Source organism: Stenotrophomonas sp. 62841_Sma (genome assembly GCF_056482945.1).
Window position 1 is genome coordinate 3303900 of the sequence record NZ_CM151224.1, and the last position, 18455, is coordinate 3322354.

Below are 18455 nucleotides of genomic sequence, written 5' to 3' on the forward strand. Positions count from 1 at the left end.
GGGGCTTCCGGGACAAGGTCCGGGGCTGAACCGCCCGGCCCAGGTCAGAGGTTGAAACGACGCTGCGGAGCCAGCAGGCCACTGTCATCGACCTGGCCCAGGCCCTGGACAGCATCGTCCGGGCCAAACACGGCCACCAGGCCATGCGGCCAGGACAGGTCGCGCTGGCGCTGGCCGACGCAGAAGCGGTGGGCCTGGTCGGCATCGAGGTCGACCCGCGGGTATTCAGCCAGGCCGGCCGCCAGCGGCAGCAGCAGCGCGTCCATCCCGGCCTCGTCACCGGCCTCGACCATCGCCCGCAGCTGGTCCAGGGTGACCATCGCCGGTTCATGGAACGGCTCGACCCAGAGCCGGCGCAACGCGCTGATGTGGGCACCGCAGCCCAGCGCCTCGCCCAGGTCGCGGGCCAGGCTGCGGATGTAGGTGCCGGAGCCGCAGGTCACGCGCAGCCGCAACCGCTCGGGCTGCTGCTCCAGCACCTCGATGGCATGCACCTGCACCTCACGCTCCGGCGCTTCGATGACGTCACCACGGCGGGCCTTCACATACAGCGGCTCCCCACCCTGCTTCAGTGCCGAATAGATCGGAGCACGCTGGCGGATGCTGCCGGTCAGCGGCGCCAGCGCCGCCTGCAGGGCCTCGGCACTGATCGAAGGCACCGGGCGCTGCAACAGCACCTGGCCTTCGGAATCGTCAGTGTCGGTGGTCTGGCCCAGCATGATCTCGGCGTCGTAGGCCTTGGCCGAGCCGAGCAGCAGACCGGCAATCTTGGTCGCCTCGCCGAAGCACAGCGGCAACAGGCCGGTGGCCAGCGGATCGAGGCTGCCGGTATGGCCACCCTTATCGGCACGGAACAGGCGGCGCGCCACCTGCAGGGCGGCGTTGGAGCTCATGCCGGTCGACTTGTCGAGCAGCAGGATGCCATCCAGGCGGCGGAACTGAATTCGGGTCATGACAGGATTTTGTAGAGTCGAGCCATGCTCGACTGCTGCAGCGCGGTCTGCATCAGACATCGCGCAGCCGGAATGCAACGACGCCGGGCATGCCCGGCGTCGCGCGGTTATTCTTCGTCGCTCTCGCGACGCTTCTCAGCGGCCAACGTATCAGGCAGATCGCGCAGGATGTTGTCGATGTGCTCACCACGGTCGACCGAGTCGTCGTAGTGGAAATGCAGCTCCGGCACGTGGCGCAGCTTCATCGCACGGGCCAGGTCCATGCGCAGGCGATAGCCCAGCTCCTTCAGGCCGGCCACGGCTTCAGCCGAACGTTCCGGCATCAGCGCAGTGACGAATACCTTGGCATGGGCCATGTCGCGGGTGATTTCCACGTCGGACACGCTCACCGAGGGCAACCCGTGCTCGCGCACAGCGTTGTGCACCAGGGTGCCGAGTTCACGGCGCAGCTGGGCGGAGACACGGTCGGTTCGATGGAAAGTCTTGGGCACGCGGTCGGGCTCTCGATTCAAATGTGACCCGACCAAGGTCGGGTCCTACCAGGAGGAGCGGCCCGACCTTGATCGGGCCCCACCAGGGGGCGGACCGGCCCGTGAGGGCTGGTCCGTTGCAGCAATTACAGGGTGCGCGGCACTTCGATACGCTCGAAGCACTCGATCTGGTCACCCGGCTTGACGTCGTTGTAGGCCTTCACCGCGATACCGCATTCGGTACCGTTGCGGACTTCCTCGACGTTCTCCTTGAAGCGACGCAGCGATTCCAGCTCGCCCTCGAAGATCACCACGCTGTCGCGCAGCACGCGGATCGGCTTGTTGCGCTTGACCACGCCCTCGATGACCATCGAGCCGGCCACCGCGCCCAGCTTGGAGCTGCGGAAGACGTCGCGGACCTCGGCGATACCGATGATCTCTTCGCGGATCTCCACGCCCAGCAGACCGGAAGCCACCTGCTTCACCTGATCGATCACGTCATAGATGATCGAGAAGTAACGCAGGTCGACGCCGTTGGATTCGATGATGCGACGGGCCGAAGCATCCGCACGCACGTTGAAGCCGATGACGGTGGCCTTCGAAGCGGCCGCCGAGTTGGCGTCCGATTCGGTGATGCCGCCCACGCCGGAGTGGATCACGTTGATGCGGATGTCTTCGTTGGACAGCGCGACCAGTGCCTGGCTCAGGGCCTGCACCGAACCCTGCACGTCAGCCTTGATGACCAGGTTGAGGACCTGCTGGCCCTCGCCCTTGCCCAGGGTCGCCATGATGTCTTCCATGCGGCTGCCGGCGGTGGCGACCAGGCGCGATTCACGGCGCTTGGTCTCACGCTGCTGGGCAACGTCCTTGGCCAGGCGCTCGTCCTCGACGACCACGAAGTCATCACCCGCTTCCGGCACGCCGGACAGGCCCAGGACCTGCACCGGAATGGACGGGCCGGCGAACTCCGGCTGCTTGCCGGTTTCGTCGAACAGCGCACGCACGCGGCCGTACTGGATGCCGCACACCAGGTAGTCGCCCTTCTTCAGGCGGCCCTGCTGCACCAGCACGGTGGCGACCGGGCCACGGCCCTTGTCCAGCGACGATTCGATCACCACGCCCGAGGCGCGGCCTTCGTCGACGGCCTTCAGTTCCAGCAGTTCGGCCTGGATCGAGATGGCGTCCAGCAGGTCGTCGATGCCCAGGCCGGTCTTGGCCGAGATCTCCACCATCTGGGTGTCACCACCGAAGTCTTCGGCCACGACCTGCTCGGACAGCAGTTCGTTCTTGACCCGCATCGGGTCGGCGTCGGACTTGTCGATCTTGTTGATCGCCACGATCAGCGGCACACCCGCCGAACGGGCGTGCTGGATCGCTTCCTTGGTCTGCGGCATGACGCCGTCATCGGCGGCCACGACCAGCACCACGATGTCGGTCAGCTTGGCGCCGCGCGCACGCATCGAGGTGAATGCCGCGTGGCCCGGGGTATCCAGGAAGCTGATCACGCCCTTCGGCGTATCCACGTGGTAGGCACCGATGTGCTGGGTGATGCCGCCGGCTTCGCCGGTGGCGACCTTGGTGCGGCGGATGTAATCCAGCAGCGAGGTCTTGCCGTGGTCGACGTGGCCCATGATGGTGACCACCGGCGGACGCTGGGTGGCTTCGCCCTGGTTTTCACCGGTCGAGGCCAGCAGTGCGTCTTCGGCGTCGTTGTCGTTGGCACGGATCGCCTTGTGGCCGAGTTCTTCGGTCACCAGCGCGGCGGTGTCATGGTCGATGGACTGGGTGATGGTGGCCATCACGCCCATCTTGAACAGCGCCTTGACCACCTCACCGCCCTTCAGCGCGAGCTTCTGCGCCAGGTCGGCCACGGTGATCGTGTCGCCGATCGCCACTTCACGCACCACCGGCGCGGTCGGACGCTCGAAGGCGTGCGGACCTGCATTGTTGCCACCGCGCGACATGTCGCGACGGCCACCGGCCTGGTTACGCCCGCCCGGACGACCACGGGTGTTGCTGTTGTTGCTGTTGCCACGACGCGCGCGGTCGGCAGCCGACAGGTGCATCTGGCCGGCGAAACGGTCGCCCGGGCCACGCTCGTTGCGCGGCGCACTGCGGTTGTTGCGGTCGTCGTTGCGCGGCGGCGGCGGAGCGCTGCGCGGCGCAGCCGGAGCGGCGGCCGGAGCACGCGGCGGGCGCGGCGCGGTTTCATCGATCGGAGCGCGCTTGGGCTTGCTGGCCGCCAGCGCCTCGGCAGCCTTGGCGGCGGCCGCAGCTTCCTCGGCGGCCTTCTTCTCGGCCTCTGCGCGTTCCTTGGCCGCAACCTCTTCCTCACGGGCACGGACGATGGCTTCGTCGCGCAGACGATCCTTCTCGGCCAGGGCCTGCTGTTCGGCAAGGTTGCGCGCACGCGACTCTTCCAGCTTGCGCAGGATGTCGGCGCGCTCTTCGTCCGGGGTCATGGCGCGAGCACCATCCTTGACGTAGGTACGCTTCTGGCGCACCTCGACATTCACGGTCGTCTTGCTGCGACCGGAACTGACCGTCACTTCCTGCTGTTTCCGGCGGTTGAGCGTGATCTTCTTTGCAGACTGATCAGTTTCTTCCGGGGCCTGCTCGGGCTTGCCGTGCGAACGACGAAGGAAGCCCAGGAGCTTCACCTTCTCGGTGCTGGTCACGACCTGGTCGGGACCGCTGAACTTCATGCCGGCACCGGCCAGCTGTTCCAGCAGTTTTTCGACCGGCGTGTTGACCAGTTCGGCAAGCTTGCGGATGGTGGTTTGCTGCGACATTCGGATCCTATGATCTTGTGGGCGCCCCCCCGCATCTGGAGGTGGCGCGGATTCTACGCCCTGAGCGGCTCAGGGCCCTGTTCATTGCCGGCTCATTCGCCGCGTTCCAGTCGGGCGATCTCCTCGGCACGTGCGGCCAGGATCAGCGCAGCGGCGCGCGCCTGATCCAGCCCTTCGATGCCGAAGTCCATGACCTCGTCGGCGGCCAGGTCGGACAGGTCCTCACTGGTGCGCACGCCGTGGCCGGCCAGCGCATACGCGGTGGCTTCGTCCATGCCCTTCAGGGACAGCAGGTCCTGCGCCGGCTGGCCGTCTTCAAGGCCTTCCTCGACTGCCAGGGCCTCATTGAGCAGCGCATCGCGGGCACGAGCGCGCAGCTCTTCGACGATGTCTTCGTCGAAACCTTCCACGGCCAGCAGTTCGCCGACCGGGACATATGCGATTTCCTCGACGGTGCCGAAGCCTTCGCTGACCAGGATGCCGGCGATTTCCTCGTCCACTTCCAGCTTGTCCATGAACAGCTGGCGGGCCGAAGCCTGCTCGGCCTCCGACTTGGCGGTGACCTGGTCCTGGGTCATCACGTTGAGCTGCCAGCCGGTCAGGCGGCTGGCCAGGCGCACGTTCTGGCCGCCCTTGCCGATCGCCTGGGCCAGGCGGTCTTCAGCGACAGCCAGGTCCATCGAGTGCTTGTCTTCATCGACGATGATCGACTGCACTTCGGCCGGCGCCATCGCGTTGATGACGAAGTTGGCCGGGTTGTCGTTCCACAGCACGATGTCCACGCGCTCGCCATTGAGCTCGTTGGACACGGCCTGCACGCGCGAACCGCGCATGCCGATGCAGGCACCGATCGGATCGGTACGCTGGTCGTGGGCGAGCACGGCGATCTTGGCGCGGTCGCCCGGATCCCGGGCGCAGGCCTTGATCTCCACCAGGCCCTGGCCGACTTCCGGCACTTCCAGCTTGAACAGCTCGATCATGAATTCCGGGGCGGCGCGGCTGATGAACAGCTGCGGGCCACGCGGCTCCGAGCGCACTTCGGCCAGGTAGCCGCGCACGCGGTCACCGGCGCGCAGCACGTCGCGCGGAATGCCCTTGTCCTTCGGGATGAAGCCTTCGGCGTTGCCACCGAGGTCGACATAGATGTTGCCGCGCTCGGCGCGCTTGACCACGCCGGTGATCAGCTCACCCACACGATCCTTCCACGCATCCACGACCTGCTGGCGCTCGGCTTCGCGCACGCGCTGGACGATGACCTGCTTGGCGGCCTGGGCAGCGATGCGGCCGAAATCCGGGTTCTCGATCTGCTCTTCGATGTAGTCGCCGACGTCCACGCCTTCGGCTTCATCGACGGCGTCCATCAGGCGGATCTGGCGGTCCGGCGATTCCATGACCACGTCATCGGCCACCACTTCCCAGCGGCGGAAGGTTTCGTAGCTGCCATCCTTGTGGTCGATGACCACGCGGGTCAGCACTTCCTCGTCGGGATAGCGCTTCTTCGCTGCCGAGGCCAGGGCGGCCTCGATGGCATCGAAGATCACTTCACGCGGCACGCCCTTCTCGTTGGCGACTGCGTCGACTACCAGCAACAGTTCCTTGCTCATTGGCTCACTCCGCGCGCGGCTTCTTTGCCGCCGGCTCGTTGGAAGAAGAATTCTTGTTCGGCTTCGGACGCTTCGGTGCCGGACCGGTCGGCTTGCTCGGGGCCAGCCCCAGCGCCACCCAGTCGGGCATGATCCGTGCCTTGTCGATGTTGTCGGCCGACACGACCACTTCGGCCTTGTCGACGATGAAGGTGATGGCACCTGCGGTCTCGTCGATGGCTTCGATGCGGCCCTGCAGGCGGCGACGGTTGTCCTGCGGCAGCTTCAGCGTGACCTTGGCCATTTCGCCGAGGTGACGGCCGAACTGCTCCAGGTTGAACAGCGGACGATCGACGCCCGGCGAAGACACTTCCAGCGTGTAGTTGCCGCTGATCGGGTCTTCGACGTCCATCTGTGCCGACACTTCGCGGCTGACCCGCTCGCAGTCGTCGACATTGATGATGCGCTCGGGCTGTTCAGCCAGCGGCACGTCGATGTAAAGGCGCAGGGTCGCACCGCCGGGGGCCGGCAGATACTCAACGCCCAGCAGCTCCAGGCCCAGCGACACAACGGTCGGGGCGAGCAGATTCGCGATGTCGGTTGCCTTGTCGCTCACAGCCTGCCTTGATCTCTTGGTTGGGTGCCGGCCTTGGCCGGCATGGAAACATGACGCCCCGGAAACGACAAAGGGCCCGCTGGGCCCCTTTTCCGGAAAGACTCCGGTGACTGGATTCCGGTTGCAACCTGCAGTGCCTGCCGGTTGCGGCCCTCCTTCCGGGTCCGGACTCCCGCTGGGAGGCCGCCTTCAGGGGTATTGCTAGGCCGCTGATGATAGCGACTGCACCGCGCTGGTGCAAGGCTTGGACCCGCCTGAAACCGGCCGCTTCGCTCGCCGGGCATGGCCCGGCGGATCAACCAGAGCCGCAAAGAAAAACGCCCTCGAAGCAGGACTTCGAAGGCGATCTCTTTACTTGGTAGCGGGGGCAGGATTTGAACCTGCGACCTTCGGGTTATGAGCCCGACGAGCTGCCAGACTGCTCCACCCCGCATCAGAAGCGGAATTATGAGGCATAACTTCAAAACCTGCAAGCTTTTCCTCATTCATCGAACTGGTTGGCGCCGATTCGATGTGTTGGTAGCGGGGGCAGGATTTGAACCTGCGACCTTCGGGTTATGAGCCCGACGAGCTGCCAGACTGCTCCACCCCGCACCGGAAGTGTTTGAACTGCTGCCCTGCTCTTTCGAGGAGGGCTACCGCAACGATGTTCTGGCTGAACCGCTGCAGTGACAACTCAGGCTGCGCATATTACACGAATCGCGCAGCTTTGTGTCAACTTTTATGCAAGATGCGCAAATGCCTGCTGGCACCAGACCATGATCGGGTTCCATGCCAGGCCCAGCGCCAGCAGCGCCAGCGCGTTCACGCCCAGGACCAGGCCCAGCACGCGGTCGTTGCTGCGCGGCATGGCCTCGCCCACCGGCTCATCGAAGTACATGACCTTGATGACGCGCAGGTAGTAGAAGCAGCCGACCACGGCACACAGCACGCCGAGGATGGCCAGCCACAGCAGGCCACCGTTGACTGCCGCGCCCAGCACCGCCAGCTTGGTCCAGAAGCCCAGGAACGGCGGGATGCCGGCCAGCGACGCCATGATGCACAGCACCAGGCCGGCCATCCACGGGTTGCGGGCATTGAGGCCCTTGAAGTCTTCGATGTTCTCGGCTTCGAAGCCGGCACGCGACAGCGCGATGATCGCGCCGAAGGCGGCGGTCGACATGATGGCGTAGGCCAGTGCATAGAACAGTGCGGCGGCATAGCCCTGCGAACCGCCACCGGCAATGCCCATCAGCAGGAAGCCGATGTGCGAGACGGTAGAGAACGCCAGCATGCGCTTGAGGTTGCTCTGCGCGATGGCCATCAGGTTGCCGATGACCAGCGAGACCGCGGCCAGGCCGGCGATCAGCAGCTGCAGTTCGGTCGACAGCGGGCCCACGCCCATTTCCAGCAAGCGGTAGGCCATGCCGAAGGCGGCCAGCTTCGGCGCCGAGCTGATGAACAGTGCGATCGGTGCCGGGGCACCCTGATACACGTCCGGCAGCCACATGTGGAACGGCGCGGCACCCAGCTTGAAGGCGACGCCGGCGATCATGAACACCGCACCGGTGATCAGCAGCACGCGCTCTTCCGAGTGCGGGATGGCCTCGCGGATGACGTCAAGGTGCAGGCTGCCGGTGGCGCCGTAGATCAGCGACATGCCGTACAGCAGCAGGCCAGAAGCCAGCGAACCCAGCACGATGTACTTCATCGCCGCTTCCGAGGCCAGGCCGTTCTCACGGTTGCTGGCAACCAGCGCGTAGGAGCACAGCGCCAGCAGTTCCAGGCCCAGGTAGACCATCAGCAGGCTGCCGGCCGAGACCAGGATCATCATGCCGGCGGTGCCGAACAGGATCAGCACCGGGATCTCGCCCTGGAAGAGGTTGCGGTCGCGCAGGTAGCGCCAGCCGTAGACCAGGGTCAGGCCGCTGAGCAGCACGATCCCGGTCTTCATCACGTCCGCGGCGGTATCACGCACGAACATGCCATGGAAGACCTCCCCCTGCCCGCCCACGCCGGTGGCCAGCATGAACAACACCACGGCCAGCGCAGCGAGCGAGAACAGGTGGGTGACGATCTTGTTCCGGTTGCTGACGAACAGGTCGAGGATCATCAGGGCGAAGGCGCTGCCGATCAGCACCAGCTCGGGAGCGAGCGGTGGCAGGTCAGCGGCGGTCAATGGCAGCAGCGGCGAGGTGGTCATCATCAAATCCTGGAATTACAGCAGCTTGCTGGATGCGATCTGCATCGCCAGCTTCGCGATCGAGGGCTCCATCAGGTCGGTCAGCGGCTTGGGGTAGATGCCCAGGGCCAGCACGCCGATGGCGAACACGCCCAGCACCAGCCATTCGCGGCCGTTGATGTCCTTCAGTTCGGCAACATGGCTGTTGGCCACTTCACCGAAGAAGATGCGCTTGTACAGCCACAGGGTGTAGGCGGCGCCGATGATCAGGGTGGTGGCCGCGCCCAGCGCGATCCACGGATTACGCTGGAAGGCCGCGAGGATGACCATGAACTCGCCGACGAATCCGCTGGTGCCCGGCAGGCCCGCATTGGCCATGAAGAACAGCATGGCGAAGGTCGCAAACCAGGGCATCACGTTGACCACGCCGCCGTAATCGGCGATGCGGCGGCTGTGCATGCGGTCGTACAGCACGCCAACGCTGGAGAACATTGCGCCGGACACGAAGCCGTGCGAGATCATCTGCACCATGGCGCCCTGCAGGCCCAGGCGTGCGGCATCGGCGTTGCCGGCTTCACGCACCAGCCACAACGCGATGAAGGTGCCCAGGGTGACGAAGCCCATGTGCGCGATCGACGAATAGGCGATCAGCTTCTTCATGTCGTCCTGCACCAGGGCGACGAGGCCGACGTAGATCACCGCGATCAGCGACAGCGCGATCACCAGCCACGCCCATTCCTGCGACGCGTCCGGGACGATCGGCAGGTTGAAGCGCAGGAAACCGTAGCCACCGATCTTCAGGGCGATGGCGGCCAGGATCACCGAACCGGCGGTCGGCGCTTCCACGTGGGCATCCGGCAGCCAGGTGTGGACCGGGAACATCGGCACCTTGACCGCGAAGGCGATCAGGAAGGCGAAGAAAATCCAGGTCTGTTCCTTGGCCGACAGCGGCAGCGCGTACAGGTCGGCCAGCTGGAAGCTGCCGCCCTTCATGTACAGGTAGATCAGCGCCACCAGCATCAGCACCGAGCCGAGGAAGGTGTACAGGAAGAACTTCAGCGCGGCGTAGATGCGACGCGGGCCACCCCAGACACCGATGATCAGGAACATCGGGATCAGCATCGCCTCGAAGAACACGTAGAACAGCATCGCGTCCGTGGCCGAGAAGATACCGACCGTGACGCCTTCCAGGATCAGGAAGGCGGCCACGTACTGGTTGACGCGCTTGTCGATGGCGCTCCAGGCGCCGATCAGGGCAAGCACGCTGACCAGGGTAGTCAGCAGGATCAGCGCCACGGCGATGCCGTCCACGCCCAGGTTGTAGCCGATCTTGTACGCCGGGATCCAGGCATGGGTCTCGACGAACTGCAGACCGTCGATGCCCGCGTTGTAGCCGCTCAGCAGCGAGAGGCTCGCCACGAACGTCAGTACCGCTACGCCCAGCGACGCCCAGCGGGCGGTCTGCGCATCACGGATCGCAAGGATCAGGGCACCACCGATGATCGGCAGCCAGATGAGGACACTGAGTAGAGGCCAGTTCGACACGTCTTCTTATTCCGTACAGGTCATCAACGCAGGTAATGCATCAGCACGCCCAGAAGGGCAATCAGGCCGATGATCATCGCGAAGGCGTAGTGATAGAGGAAACCGGATTGGGTACGACGCAGCACGCCGGCTGCGACGTCCACAACACGTGCCGAAAGATTGACCACGCCGTCGACGATGTTGCTGTCGATCCAGCGTGCGACCTTGCCCAGCTTGACGCTGCCACCGGCAAAGCCATCGATCCACAGCTTGTCGAAGCCGTACTTGTTTTCCAGCACCGACACCAGCGGGGCGAAGGTCTTGCGCGCCTTGCCCGACAGGTCCGGCTTCCACAGGTAGAACAGTGCAGCCAGCAGGAAGCCCGCCAGGGTCAGCCAGAACGGCGGCAGCATCATGCCGTGCAGCGCGAACGCCACCGGACCATGGAACTCTTCGCCCAGGAAGCCAACGGTGTTCTTGGCCGGATCGTAGAAGTTCACGATGCCGGTGAAGAACGTCTGCGCCTGACCCTTGATGGCCTCGTGCGCATGGTGGCCGGCCCAGTCGGTGCCGTGCAGCATCGGACCGATGCTGAAGAAACCGATGGCGATCGACGGAATGGCCAGCAGGATCAGCGGCAGGGTCACCACCCACGGGGTTTCGTGCGGCTCATGCGGACCGTGGCCATGGCCGTGGTCGTCATGGTGCGCGTCCCCATGATGGGCATCAGCAGGGTGCGCATCTGCGGCGTGGTGATCGTCATGGGCATGGCCGTGATCATCATGCACGTCGCGGAAGCGCTCCTTGCCGTGGAAGGTCAGGAACAGCAGGCGGAAGCTGTAGAAGCTGGTCACCAGCACGCCACCCAGCACTGCCCAGTAGCCATAGGTGGCCACCCAGCTGTTCTGCATGTGGGCGTGGATCTCGGCCGCCTCGATGATGGTGTCCTTCGAGTAGAAGCCGGAGAAGAACGGCGTACCGACCAGGGCCAGGGTACCGATCCACATGGTGACGAAGGTGATCGGCATGTACTTGCGCAGGCCGCCCATCTTGCGCATGTCCTGCTCATGGTGCATCGCGATGATGACCGAGCCGGCACCCAGGAACAGCAGCGCCTTGAAGAAGGCGTGGGTCATCAGGTGGAACACGGCGGCCGAGTACGCCGACACGCCCAGTGCAACCGTCATGTAGCCCAGCTGCGACAGCGTGGAGTACGCGACGACGCGCTTGATGTCGTTCTGCACGATGCCGATCAGGCCGGTGAAGAACGCGGTGGTGGCACCGATGAACAGGATGAAGTTCAGCGCGGTCTGCGACAGCTCGAACAGCGGCGACATGCGGGTGACCATGAAGATACCGGCGGTCACCATCGTCGCGGCGTGGATCAGTGCCGAGATCGGGGTCGGGCCTTCCATCGAGTCCGGCAGCCACACGTGCAGCGGGACCTGGGCCGACTTGCCCATGGCACCAATGAACAGGCAGATGCAGATGACGGTGGCGATCGACCAGATCACCGGCTCGTTCAGCAGCTGCATGCCGAACATGGTGCCGTCCCAGATCTGCAGCTGGGCGCGCGGGTCAGCCAGCATGCCGGCCTGCGAGAACACCTGCGAGTAGTCCAGGGTGCCGAACACCCACAGCACGCCGGCGATACCGAGCAGGAAGCCGAAGTCACCAACGCGGTTGACCAGGAACGCCTTCATGTTGGCGAAAATCGCGGTCGGGCGCTTGAACCAGAAGCCGATCAGCAGGTACGACACCAGGCCCACCGCTTCCCAGCCAAAGAACAGCTGCAGGAAGTTGTTGCTCATCACCAGGGTGAGCATCGAGAAGGTGAACAGCGAGATGTAGCTGAAGAACCGCTGGTAGCCCGGATCGTCCTGCATGTAGCCGATCGTGTAGATGTGGACCAGCAGCGACACGAAGGTCACCACCACCATCATCATCGCGGTCAGCTTGTCGACCATGAAACCGACGTGGGCCGAGTACTGGCCGACTTCGAAGAACGTGTAGATGTTCTGGTTGAACGGCTGCGCACCGCCCCACAGCAGCTGGTAGAGCGTGTACATCGACAGGCCGCAGGCAACCGCGACGCCGAGGATGGTGATGGTCTGCGCGCCGAAGCGCTTGACCTGGCGACCGAACAGGCCGGCGATGATGCTGCCGAACAGCGGTGCAAGCACCACTGCGATCAACAGACTCTTGGAGAGAGTGATTTCCATCTGTGGATCAGCCCTTCAACGAATCGACTTCGCCGACATTGATCGTGCGGCGGGTACGGAACAGGGTCACCAGGATCGCCAGGCCGATGGCGGCTTCCGCGGCGGCGACGGTCAGGATGAAGAACACGAACAGCTGGCCGGACGGATCGCCCAGCTGACGCGAGAAGCCGACGAAGTTGATGTTCACCGACAGCAGCATCAGTTCGATCGACATCAGCAGGACGATGACGTTCTTCCGATTGAGGAAGATGCCGGCCAGGCTGATGGCGAACAGCACCGCGCCCAGCGCAAGGATGTGGCCAAGGGTAATCACGGCTGGGTCTCCTCGCCGGCGGCCGGCTTGCTGTTGCTGTGCACGACCGGCGCTTCGGCGCCCATCTTGACCATGCGCAGGCGCTGGCCGGCCTTGACCATGGTCTGCTCACCCGGGTTCTGGCTCTTCACGCCGGTACGGCGACGCAGGGTCAGCATCACGGCGGCAACCACGGCCACGGTCAGGATGACGGCGGCGAACTCGAACGGCAGCAGGTACTCGGTGAACAGCGTACGCGCCAGCCAGGTGACGTTGGAGCTGTCGGCAGCGACCGCAGCGGCGTTGTCGGCCGGGAACGGGTTGACCGCCCTGCCCTTCACGCCGATCAGGATCAGCATCTGCACCAGCATCGCCACGGCAACAATGAGACCGACCGGCAGGTAGCGGACCCAGCCCTCACGCAGCTTGGTGGGGTCGATGTCGAGCATCATCACCACGAACAGGAACAGCACCATCACCGCGCCGACGTAGACCAGCACCAGCGCCACGCCGAGGAACTCGGCGCCGACCAGCAGCCATACGCAGGCAATGGAGAAGAAGGTCAGCACCAGGCAGAGCACGGCGTGAACCGGGTTGCGCACGCTGATCACCGCACCGGCCGAAACCGTTGCCGCGATGGCGAACACCCAGAAAGCGATATTTACCCAATCCATCTCTCGACCTCAGCGGTAAGCGGCATCGGCGGCGCGACGCTCGGCGATCTCGGACTCGAGACGGTCGCCCAGGGCCAGCAGCTGCGGCTTGGTAACGATGTTTTCGCCACGATTCTCGAAGTGATACTCGAGGATGTGGGTTTCGACGATCGAGTCCACCGGGCAGCTTTCTTCGCAGAAGCCGCAGAAGATGCACTTGAACAGATCGATGTCATAGCGCGTGGTACGGCGGGTGCCGTCTTCGCGCTTGGCCGAGTCGATGGTGATGGCCAATGCAGGGCACACCGCTTCGCACAGCTTGCAGGCGATGCAGCGCTCTTCACCGTTGGGGTAACGGCGCAGGGCGTGCAGGCCACGGAAGCGCGGCGACTGCGGGAACTTCTCCATCGGGTACATCATCGTGTACTTGGGCTTGAAGCTGTACTTCAGCGTCAGCCAAAGGCCGCCCAGCAGTTCGAGCAGCAGCAGGCTCTTGAAGTAATGGGTAATCCTGTTCATCACTTAGACGCCCTTTTGAATCACGCCGAAGAACACCATGACGGCGGTAACCGCGATCCACAGAATGGCCAGCGGGATGAAGACCTTCCAGCCCAGGCGCATGATCTGGTCATAGCGGAAGCGCGGGAAGCTGGCACGGAACCAGATGTAGGCACTGGCGAAGAAGAACACCTTGACGAACAGCCACGGTGCACCGCCCTTCCAGATCCAGTCGACCAGCGGCGAGACGTCGCCGAAGTTGACCCAGCCCTGGATGGGGCTCAGCCAGCCGCCGAGGAAGAAGATCGAGATCAGGAAGCTGATCAGGATCATGTTGGCGTATTCGGCCAGGAAGAACAGCGCGAACGCACCGCCCGAGTACTCGACCATGTGGCCAGCGACGATTTCCGATTCACCTTCCACCACGTCGAACGGCGCGCGGTTGGTTTCGGCAACGCCCGACACCCAGTAGATGACGAACAGCGGGAACAGCGGCAGCAGGAACCAGTCGAAGAAACCGGAATTGCCAGCCTGCGCCATCACGATGTTGCTCAGGTTCAGGCTGCCCGACGCGATCATCACGCCGACCAGGGCGAAGCCCATGGCGATTTCGTAGCTGATCATCTGCGCCGAGGCGCGCATCGCACCCAGGAACGCATACTTCGAGTTGGATGCCCAACCGGCCAGGATGATGCCGTAGATGCCCAGCGAGGTCATCGCCAGCAGGTACAGCAGGCCGGCGTTGGCGTTGGACAGCACGATCTGCGAATCGAAGGGGACCACCGACCAGGCCGCGAAGGCCGGGGCCAGGGTGATCAGCGGGGCCAGCAGGTAGATCGCCTTGTTGGCGCTGCTCGGCTGGACCACTTCCTTGAACAGCAGCTTGAAGACGTCGGCGAAGGCCTGGAAGATGCCCATGCCCACGTACATCGGGCCGTGGCGGACGTGCATCCAGCCGATCAGCTTGCGTTCCCAGACCACGTAGAAGGCCACCGAGATGATCACCGGAACGGTGATCACCAGGATCTTCAGGATGATCCAGATCAGCGCGCCGATGTCACCGAGGCCAAGCAGCCACTGGTGCAGCGGGTCGACCGCGTTCAACAGCAATTCGTTCATGCAGCCACCACCGTTACGCGAGCGGCACCCAGCGGCGCGGTCGCGCCGTGGCCCGATTCAATCCAGACCGAACCCGCAGCGACGCGGGCGTCGATCACCACCGGCAGGGTGGCCTTGCCGGCATCGGTGCCGACCTTGGCCATCTGCCCTTCCTGCAGCTGCAGGCGAGCGGCATCTTCAGCGTTCAGCACGATGCGCGGGGCGTTGTTGAGCGGATGCGACTGCAGCGCCGGGGCGCGACGGACCACCGCATCGGTGCGGTAGATCGCGGCGGTCGAAGCCACTTCCAGGCCTTCGCCGGCAACCACCGGCTGTGCCGAGGCGGCAACGGCGACCGACACCGGGGCCAGGCTGGCACGCAGGCCGGCCAGGTCGGTGAAGTCGAAACCGGCCAGCGCCATGTCTCCGCCCAGTGCGCGCAGCACGCGCCAGCCCTCACGGGCCTCGCCCGGCAGCTTGCCGCCGGCACGCGCCGACTGCTCGCGACCATCGAGGTTGGTCAGGGTGGCGTCGATTTCCGGCAGCGCACCGATCGGCAGGATCACGTCGGCAACGTCGCGGGTGGAGACGCAGGCGAACTGGCTGAAGGCCACCACCTTGGCGCCGACCAGCGCCTTGCGCGCGGCGGGGGCGTCGGCGAAGTCCAGACCCGGCTCCAGGCCGTACACCACGTAGGCCTGGCGCGGCTGCGCCAGCATTGCGGCGACGTCCTTGCCGGCCGGCAGCACGCCTGCGCGGGTCAGGCCAACGGCGTTGGCACCCTGCGGGATGCGGCACAGCTTGGCACCGGTCGCAGCGGCGAAGTCACGCGCGGCGGCGCGGATCGCGGCAGCCTGCGGATGGTTTTCGGCGATGCCACCGACGATCAGCACGGTGTTGTTGCCGCCCTGCACCGCCGAACGCAGCTCGGCGTTGGCCAGCGCGTCGACGAACTTCGACGGCGCGACGATCTGCTTGCCGGCGATGCTGAAGGCGAAGTCGAAGTCCACCGGGTTGACGACGTGGATCTTCGCGCCGTTGGTGGTCTGCGCCTTGCGCAGGCGGGCGTGCAGCAGCGGCAGTTCGTGGCGGATGTTGCTGCCCAGAACGACGATGCGGTCGGCGCCTTCGATCTCGGCCAGCGGCAGGCCGAACACTTCGGCGGTTGCGGCGTCGGAGAAATCGCGGTTGTTGATGCGGTGGTCGATGTTGCTCGAGCCCAGGCCCTTGGCCAGGCGGGCCAGCAGCGCACCTTCCTCGTTCGAGGTGGACGGGTGCACCAGCACGCCCAGGTTGTCGCCCTGGTTGGCCTTGAGGATCTCGGCGGCCGCGGCCAGGCCTTCGGCCCAGCTCACTTCCTTCCACTCGCCATTGACCTTGCGCAGCGGCTTGACCGCACGGTCTTCGCTGTACAGGCCCTGGTGCGAGTAGCGGTCACGGTCGGACAGCCAGCACTCGTTCACCGCTTCGTTGTCGCGCGGCACGGTGCGCAGCACTTCGCCGCGACGCACGTGCAGGAACAGGTTCGAACCCATCGCGTCGTGGTAGCCCAGCGATTCGCGCGCGGTCAGTTCCCACGGGCGGGCGCGGAACTGGAACACCTTGTTGGTCAGCGCGCCGACCGGGCAGACGTCGACGACGTTGCCGGACAGCTCGGTGGTCAGCGGCTTGCCGTCGAAGGTACCGATCTGCAGGTTCTCACCGCGGTACATGCCACCCAGTTCGTAGGTACCGGCAACGTCGGCGGTGAAGCGGACGCAGCGGGTGCACTGGATGCAGCGGGTCATCTCGGTGGCGACCAGCGGGCCCATGTCCTCGTCCGGCACCACGCGCTTGCGCTCGTTGAAGCGGCTGACCGAACGGCCATAGCCCAGCGACACGTCCTGCAGCTCGCACTCGCCGCCCTGATCGCAGATCGGGCAGTCCAGCGGGTGGTTGATGAGCAGGAACTCCATCACCGAGCGCTGGAACTTCAGTGCCTTCTCGCTGCGGGTGGCGACCTTCATGCCATCCATCACCGGGGTGGCGCAGGCCGGCGCCGGCTTCGGCGACTTTTCCACGTCCACCAGGCACATGCGGCAGTTGGCGGCGATCGGCAGCTTCTCGTGGTAGCAGAAGCGCGGAATCGAAATGCCGGCCTTGTCGGCCGCCTGGATGATCATCGAACCCTTGGGCACGACCAGCGACTTGCCATCGATTTCGATGGTCACGTGATCCGGTGGCACGTTCGGGTTTACGGGTTGCGCGCTCATGCGGCGGCTGCCTCCACCTTCTTGCCGTCAACCATCGAATGACCGTTGACGATGTAGTACTCGAATTCGTCCCAGAACTGGCGCAGGAAGCCCTGGATGGGCCATGCAGCCGCTTCACCGAACGCACAGATGGTGTGGCCTTCGATCTGGCCGGCCACCGCCTTCAGCTGGTGCAGGTCTTCCATCGTGGCCTTGCCGGCGACGATGCGCTCCAGCACGCGGTGCATCCAGCCGGTGCCTTCACGGCACGGGGTGCACTGGCCGCACGATTCCTTGTGGAAGAACTGGCTGATGCGGCAGGCGAACTTGACGCAGCAGACGCTGTCGTCGAGCACCACGATCGCACCCGAACCCAGGCCGGAGCCCAGCGCACGGATGGTGTCGTAGTCCATCGGCAGATCCTGCAGCTCGGCCGCGGTCAGTACCGGCATCGACACGCCGCCCGGGATCGCGCCCTTGAGGGTGCGGCCCGGACGCAGGCCACCGGCCATTTCCAGCAGGTCGTGGAACTTGGTGCCCAGCGGCACTTCGAAGTTGCCGCCGTTCTGCACGCAGCCGGACACCGAGAAGCACTTCGGACCGCCGTTGGCGGTCAGGCTCAGGCCCTTGAACCACTCCGGACCGTTGCGGATGATCGCCGGCACCGAACCATAGGTTTCGGTGTTGTTGATCGTCGACGGCTTGCCGTACAGGCCGAAGTTGGCCGGGAACGGCGGCTTGTAGCGCGGCTGGCCCTTCTTGCCTTCCAGCGATTCCATCAGCGCGGTTTCTTCGCCGCAGATGTACGCGCCGGCGCCCAGCGCACCGTAGATGTCGATGTCCACGCCCGAGCCCATCACGTTCTTGCCCAGCCAGCCATTTGCATAGGCGTCGGCCAGGGCCTGCTCGAAGTGCTCGAACGGCTCGTGGTGGAACTCACCGCGCAGGTAGTTGTAACCCACGGTCGAACCGGTGGCGTAGCAGGCGATCGCCATGCCTTCCACCACCGAATGCGGGTTGTAGCGCAGGATGTCGCGATCCTTGCAGGTGCCCGGCTCGGATTCGTCCGAGTTGCAGAGGATGTACTTCTGCATGTTGCCCTTGGGCATGAAGGACCACTTCAGGCCGGTCGGGAAGCCTGCGCCACCGCGGCCACGCAGGCCCGAGGCCTTGACCATCTCGATGACCTGCTCCGGCGGGATCTTCTCTTCGAGGATCTTGCGCAGGGCGGCGTAGCCACCGGTCTTCAGGTAGCTTTCGTACGACCACGGGGTGTCGTAATGCAGGGTGGTGTAGACCACCTGGTGCGGCAGCGGCGCGGGGCCGACCGGACCCTTGGATTCGTGGTGATGTGCCATGCCC

Annotated in this window: 14 protein-coding genes and 2 tRNA genes; all 16 read right to left on the reverse strand. The window is 64.9% G+C overall.

Translation table 11 applies throughout. From position 1 onward, the window contains the following. Window positions 1–44 precede the first annotated feature (44 nt). Window positions 45–953, reverse strand: coding sequence for a tRNA pseudouridine(55) synthase TruB (truB, locus tag ACZK5G_RS15560; RefSeq protein WP_478463981.1), 909 nt, complete (start codon window positions 951–953; stop codon window positions 45–47). A 107-nt stretch (window positions 954–1060) separates the two neighbouring features. Beyond that, window positions 1061–1444, reverse strand: coding sequence for a 30S ribosome-binding factor RbfA (gene rbfA / locus ACZK5G_RS15565; protein ID WP_005410447.1), 384 nt, complete (start codon window positions 1442–1444; stop codon window positions 1061–1063). Between the two features lie 125 nt (window positions 1445–1569). Continuing rightward, complete coding sequence (gene infB, locus ACZK5G_RS15570; protein ID WP_032128650.1) at window positions 1570–4215, reverse strand: translation initiation factor IF-2; 2646 nt, start codon at window positions 4213–4215, stop codon at window positions 1570–1572. A 92-nt stretch (window positions 4216–4307) separates the two neighbouring features. Then, complete coding sequence (gene nusA, locus ACZK5G_RS15575; RefSeq protein WP_005410449.1) at window positions 4308–5819, reverse strand: transcription termination factor NusA; 1512 nt, start codon at window positions 5817–5819, stop codon at window positions 4308–4310. A gap of 4 nt (window positions 5820–5823) precedes the next feature. After that, window positions 5824–6414, reverse strand: a complete 591-nt coding sequence (rimP, locus tag ACZK5G_RS15580; RefSeq protein ID WP_164080648.1) for a ribosome maturation factor RimP — start codon at window positions 6412–6414, stop codon at window positions 5824–5826. Between the two features lie 356 nt (window positions 6415–6770). Next, window positions 6771–6847, reverse strand: a tRNA-Met gene (locus ACZK5G_RS15585). Window positions 6848–6931: 84 nt separating this feature from the next. Next, window positions 6932–7008, reverse strand: a tRNA-Met gene (locus tag ACZK5G_RS15590). A gap of 127 nt (window positions 7009–7135) precedes the next feature. Further along, window positions 7136–8596 carry an NADH-quinone oxidoreductase subunit NuoN gene (gene nuoN, locus ACZK5G_RS15595; protein WP_032128648.1) on the reverse strand — a complete coding sequence of 487 codons (1461 nt, stop codon included), beginning with the start codon at window positions 8594–8596 and terminating at the stop codon, window positions 7136–7138. 15 nt (window positions 8597–8611) lie between these two features. Then, the gene (locus ACZK5G_RS15600) at window positions 8612–10120 is read right to left on the reverse strand and encodes an NADH-quinone oxidoreductase subunit M (protein ID WP_032128647.1); all 1509 of its coding nucleotides are present in this window, start codon (window positions 10118–10120) and stop codon (window positions 8612–8614) included. Between the two features lie 23 nt (window positions 10121–10143). After that, entirely contained in the window at window positions 10144–12321 is a 2178-nt protein-coding gene (gene nuoL / locus ACZK5G_RS15605) for an NADH-quinone oxidoreductase subunit L (RefSeq protein ID WP_478463983.1), read from the reverse strand. Window positions 12322–12328: 7 nt separating this feature from the next. Next, complete coding sequence (gene nuoK / locus ACZK5G_RS15610; protein WP_005417921.1) at window positions 12329–12634, reverse strand: NADH-quinone oxidoreductase subunit NuoK; 306 nt, start codon at window positions 12632–12634, stop codon at window positions 12329–12331. Further along, the gene (locus tag ACZK5G_RS15615; RefSeq protein WP_032128645.1) at window positions 12631–13287 is read right to left on the reverse strand and encodes an NADH-quinone oxidoreductase subunit J; all 657 of its coding nucleotides are present in this window, start codon (window positions 13285–13287) and stop codon (window positions 12631–12633) included. The genes nuoK and ACZK5G_RS15615 overlap by 4 nt, the downstream gene beginning before the upstream one ends. A gap of 9 nt (window positions 13288–13296) precedes the next feature. Then, window positions 13297–13785: an NADH-quinone oxidoreductase subunit NuoI gene (nuoI, locus tag ACZK5G_RS15620; protein ID WP_006381128.1), complete on the reverse strand. Its 489-nt coding sequence runs from the start codon at window positions 13783–13785 to the stop codon at window positions 13297–13299. Between the two features lie 3 nt (window positions 13786–13788). After that, on the reverse strand, window positions 13789–14883 hold the full coding sequence (gene nuoH / locus ACZK5G_RS15625) for an NADH-quinone oxidoreductase subunit NuoH (RefSeq protein WP_006381129.1): 1095 nt from the start codon (window positions 14881–14883) through the stop codon (window positions 13789–13791). After that, window positions 14880–17114, reverse strand: a complete 2235-nt coding sequence (gene nuoG / locus ACZK5G_RS15630; RefSeq protein WP_478463985.1) for an NADH-quinone oxidoreductase subunit NuoG — start codon at window positions 17112–17114, stop codon at window positions 14880–14882. Before nuoG ends, nuoH begins: the two co-directional genes overlap by 4 nt. Continuing rightward, window positions 17111–18451 (reverse strand): NADH-quinone oxidoreductase subunit NuoF, encoded by a 1341-nt coding sequence (gene nuoF / locus ACZK5G_RS15635; protein ID WP_006381131.1) that lies wholly within the window; start codon window positions 18449–18451, stop codon window positions 17111–17113. Before nuoF ends, nuoG begins: the two co-directional genes overlap by 4 nt. Window positions 18452–18455 lie beyond the last annotated feature (4 nt).

Coding starts and splice junctions, on each gene's coding strand:
- truB (WP_478463981.1), bottom strand. CDS start 953: ATGACCCGAATTCAGTTCCGCCGCCTGGATGGCATCCTGCTGCTCGAC.
- infB (WP_032128650.1), bottom strand. CDS start 4,215: ATGTCGCAGCAAACCACCATCCGCAAGCTTGCCGAACTGGTCAACACG.
- nusA (WP_005410449.1), bottom strand. CDS start 5,819: ATGAGCAAGGAACTGTTGCTGGTAGTCGACGCAGTCGCCAACGAGAAG.
- nuoN (WP_032128648.1), bottom strand. CDS start 8,596: ATGACCACCTCGCCGCTGCTGCCATTGACCGCCGCTGACCTGCCACCG.
- nuoL (WP_478463983.1), bottom strand. CDS start 12,321: ATGGAAATCACTCTCTCCAAGAGTCTGTTGATCGCAGTGGTGCTTGCA.
- ACZK5G_RS15615 (WP_032128645.1), bottom strand. CDS start 13,287: ATGGATTGGGTAAATATCGCTTTCTGGGTGTTCGCCATCGCGGCAACG.
- nuoI (WP_006381128.1), bottom strand. CDS start 13,785: ATGAACAGGATTACCCATTACTTCAAGAGCCTGCTGCTGCTCGAACTG.
- nuoH (WP_006381129.1), bottom strand. CDS start 14,883: ATGAACGAATTGCTGTTGAACGCGGTCGACCCGCTGCACCAGTGGCTG.
- nuoG (WP_478463985.1), bottom strand. CDS start 17,114: ATGAGCGCGCAACCCGTAAACCCGAACGTGCCACCGGATCACGTGACC.
- nuoF (WP_006381131.1), bottom strand. CDS start 18,451: ATGGCACATCACCACGAATCCAAGGGTCCGGTCGGCCCCGCGCCGCTG.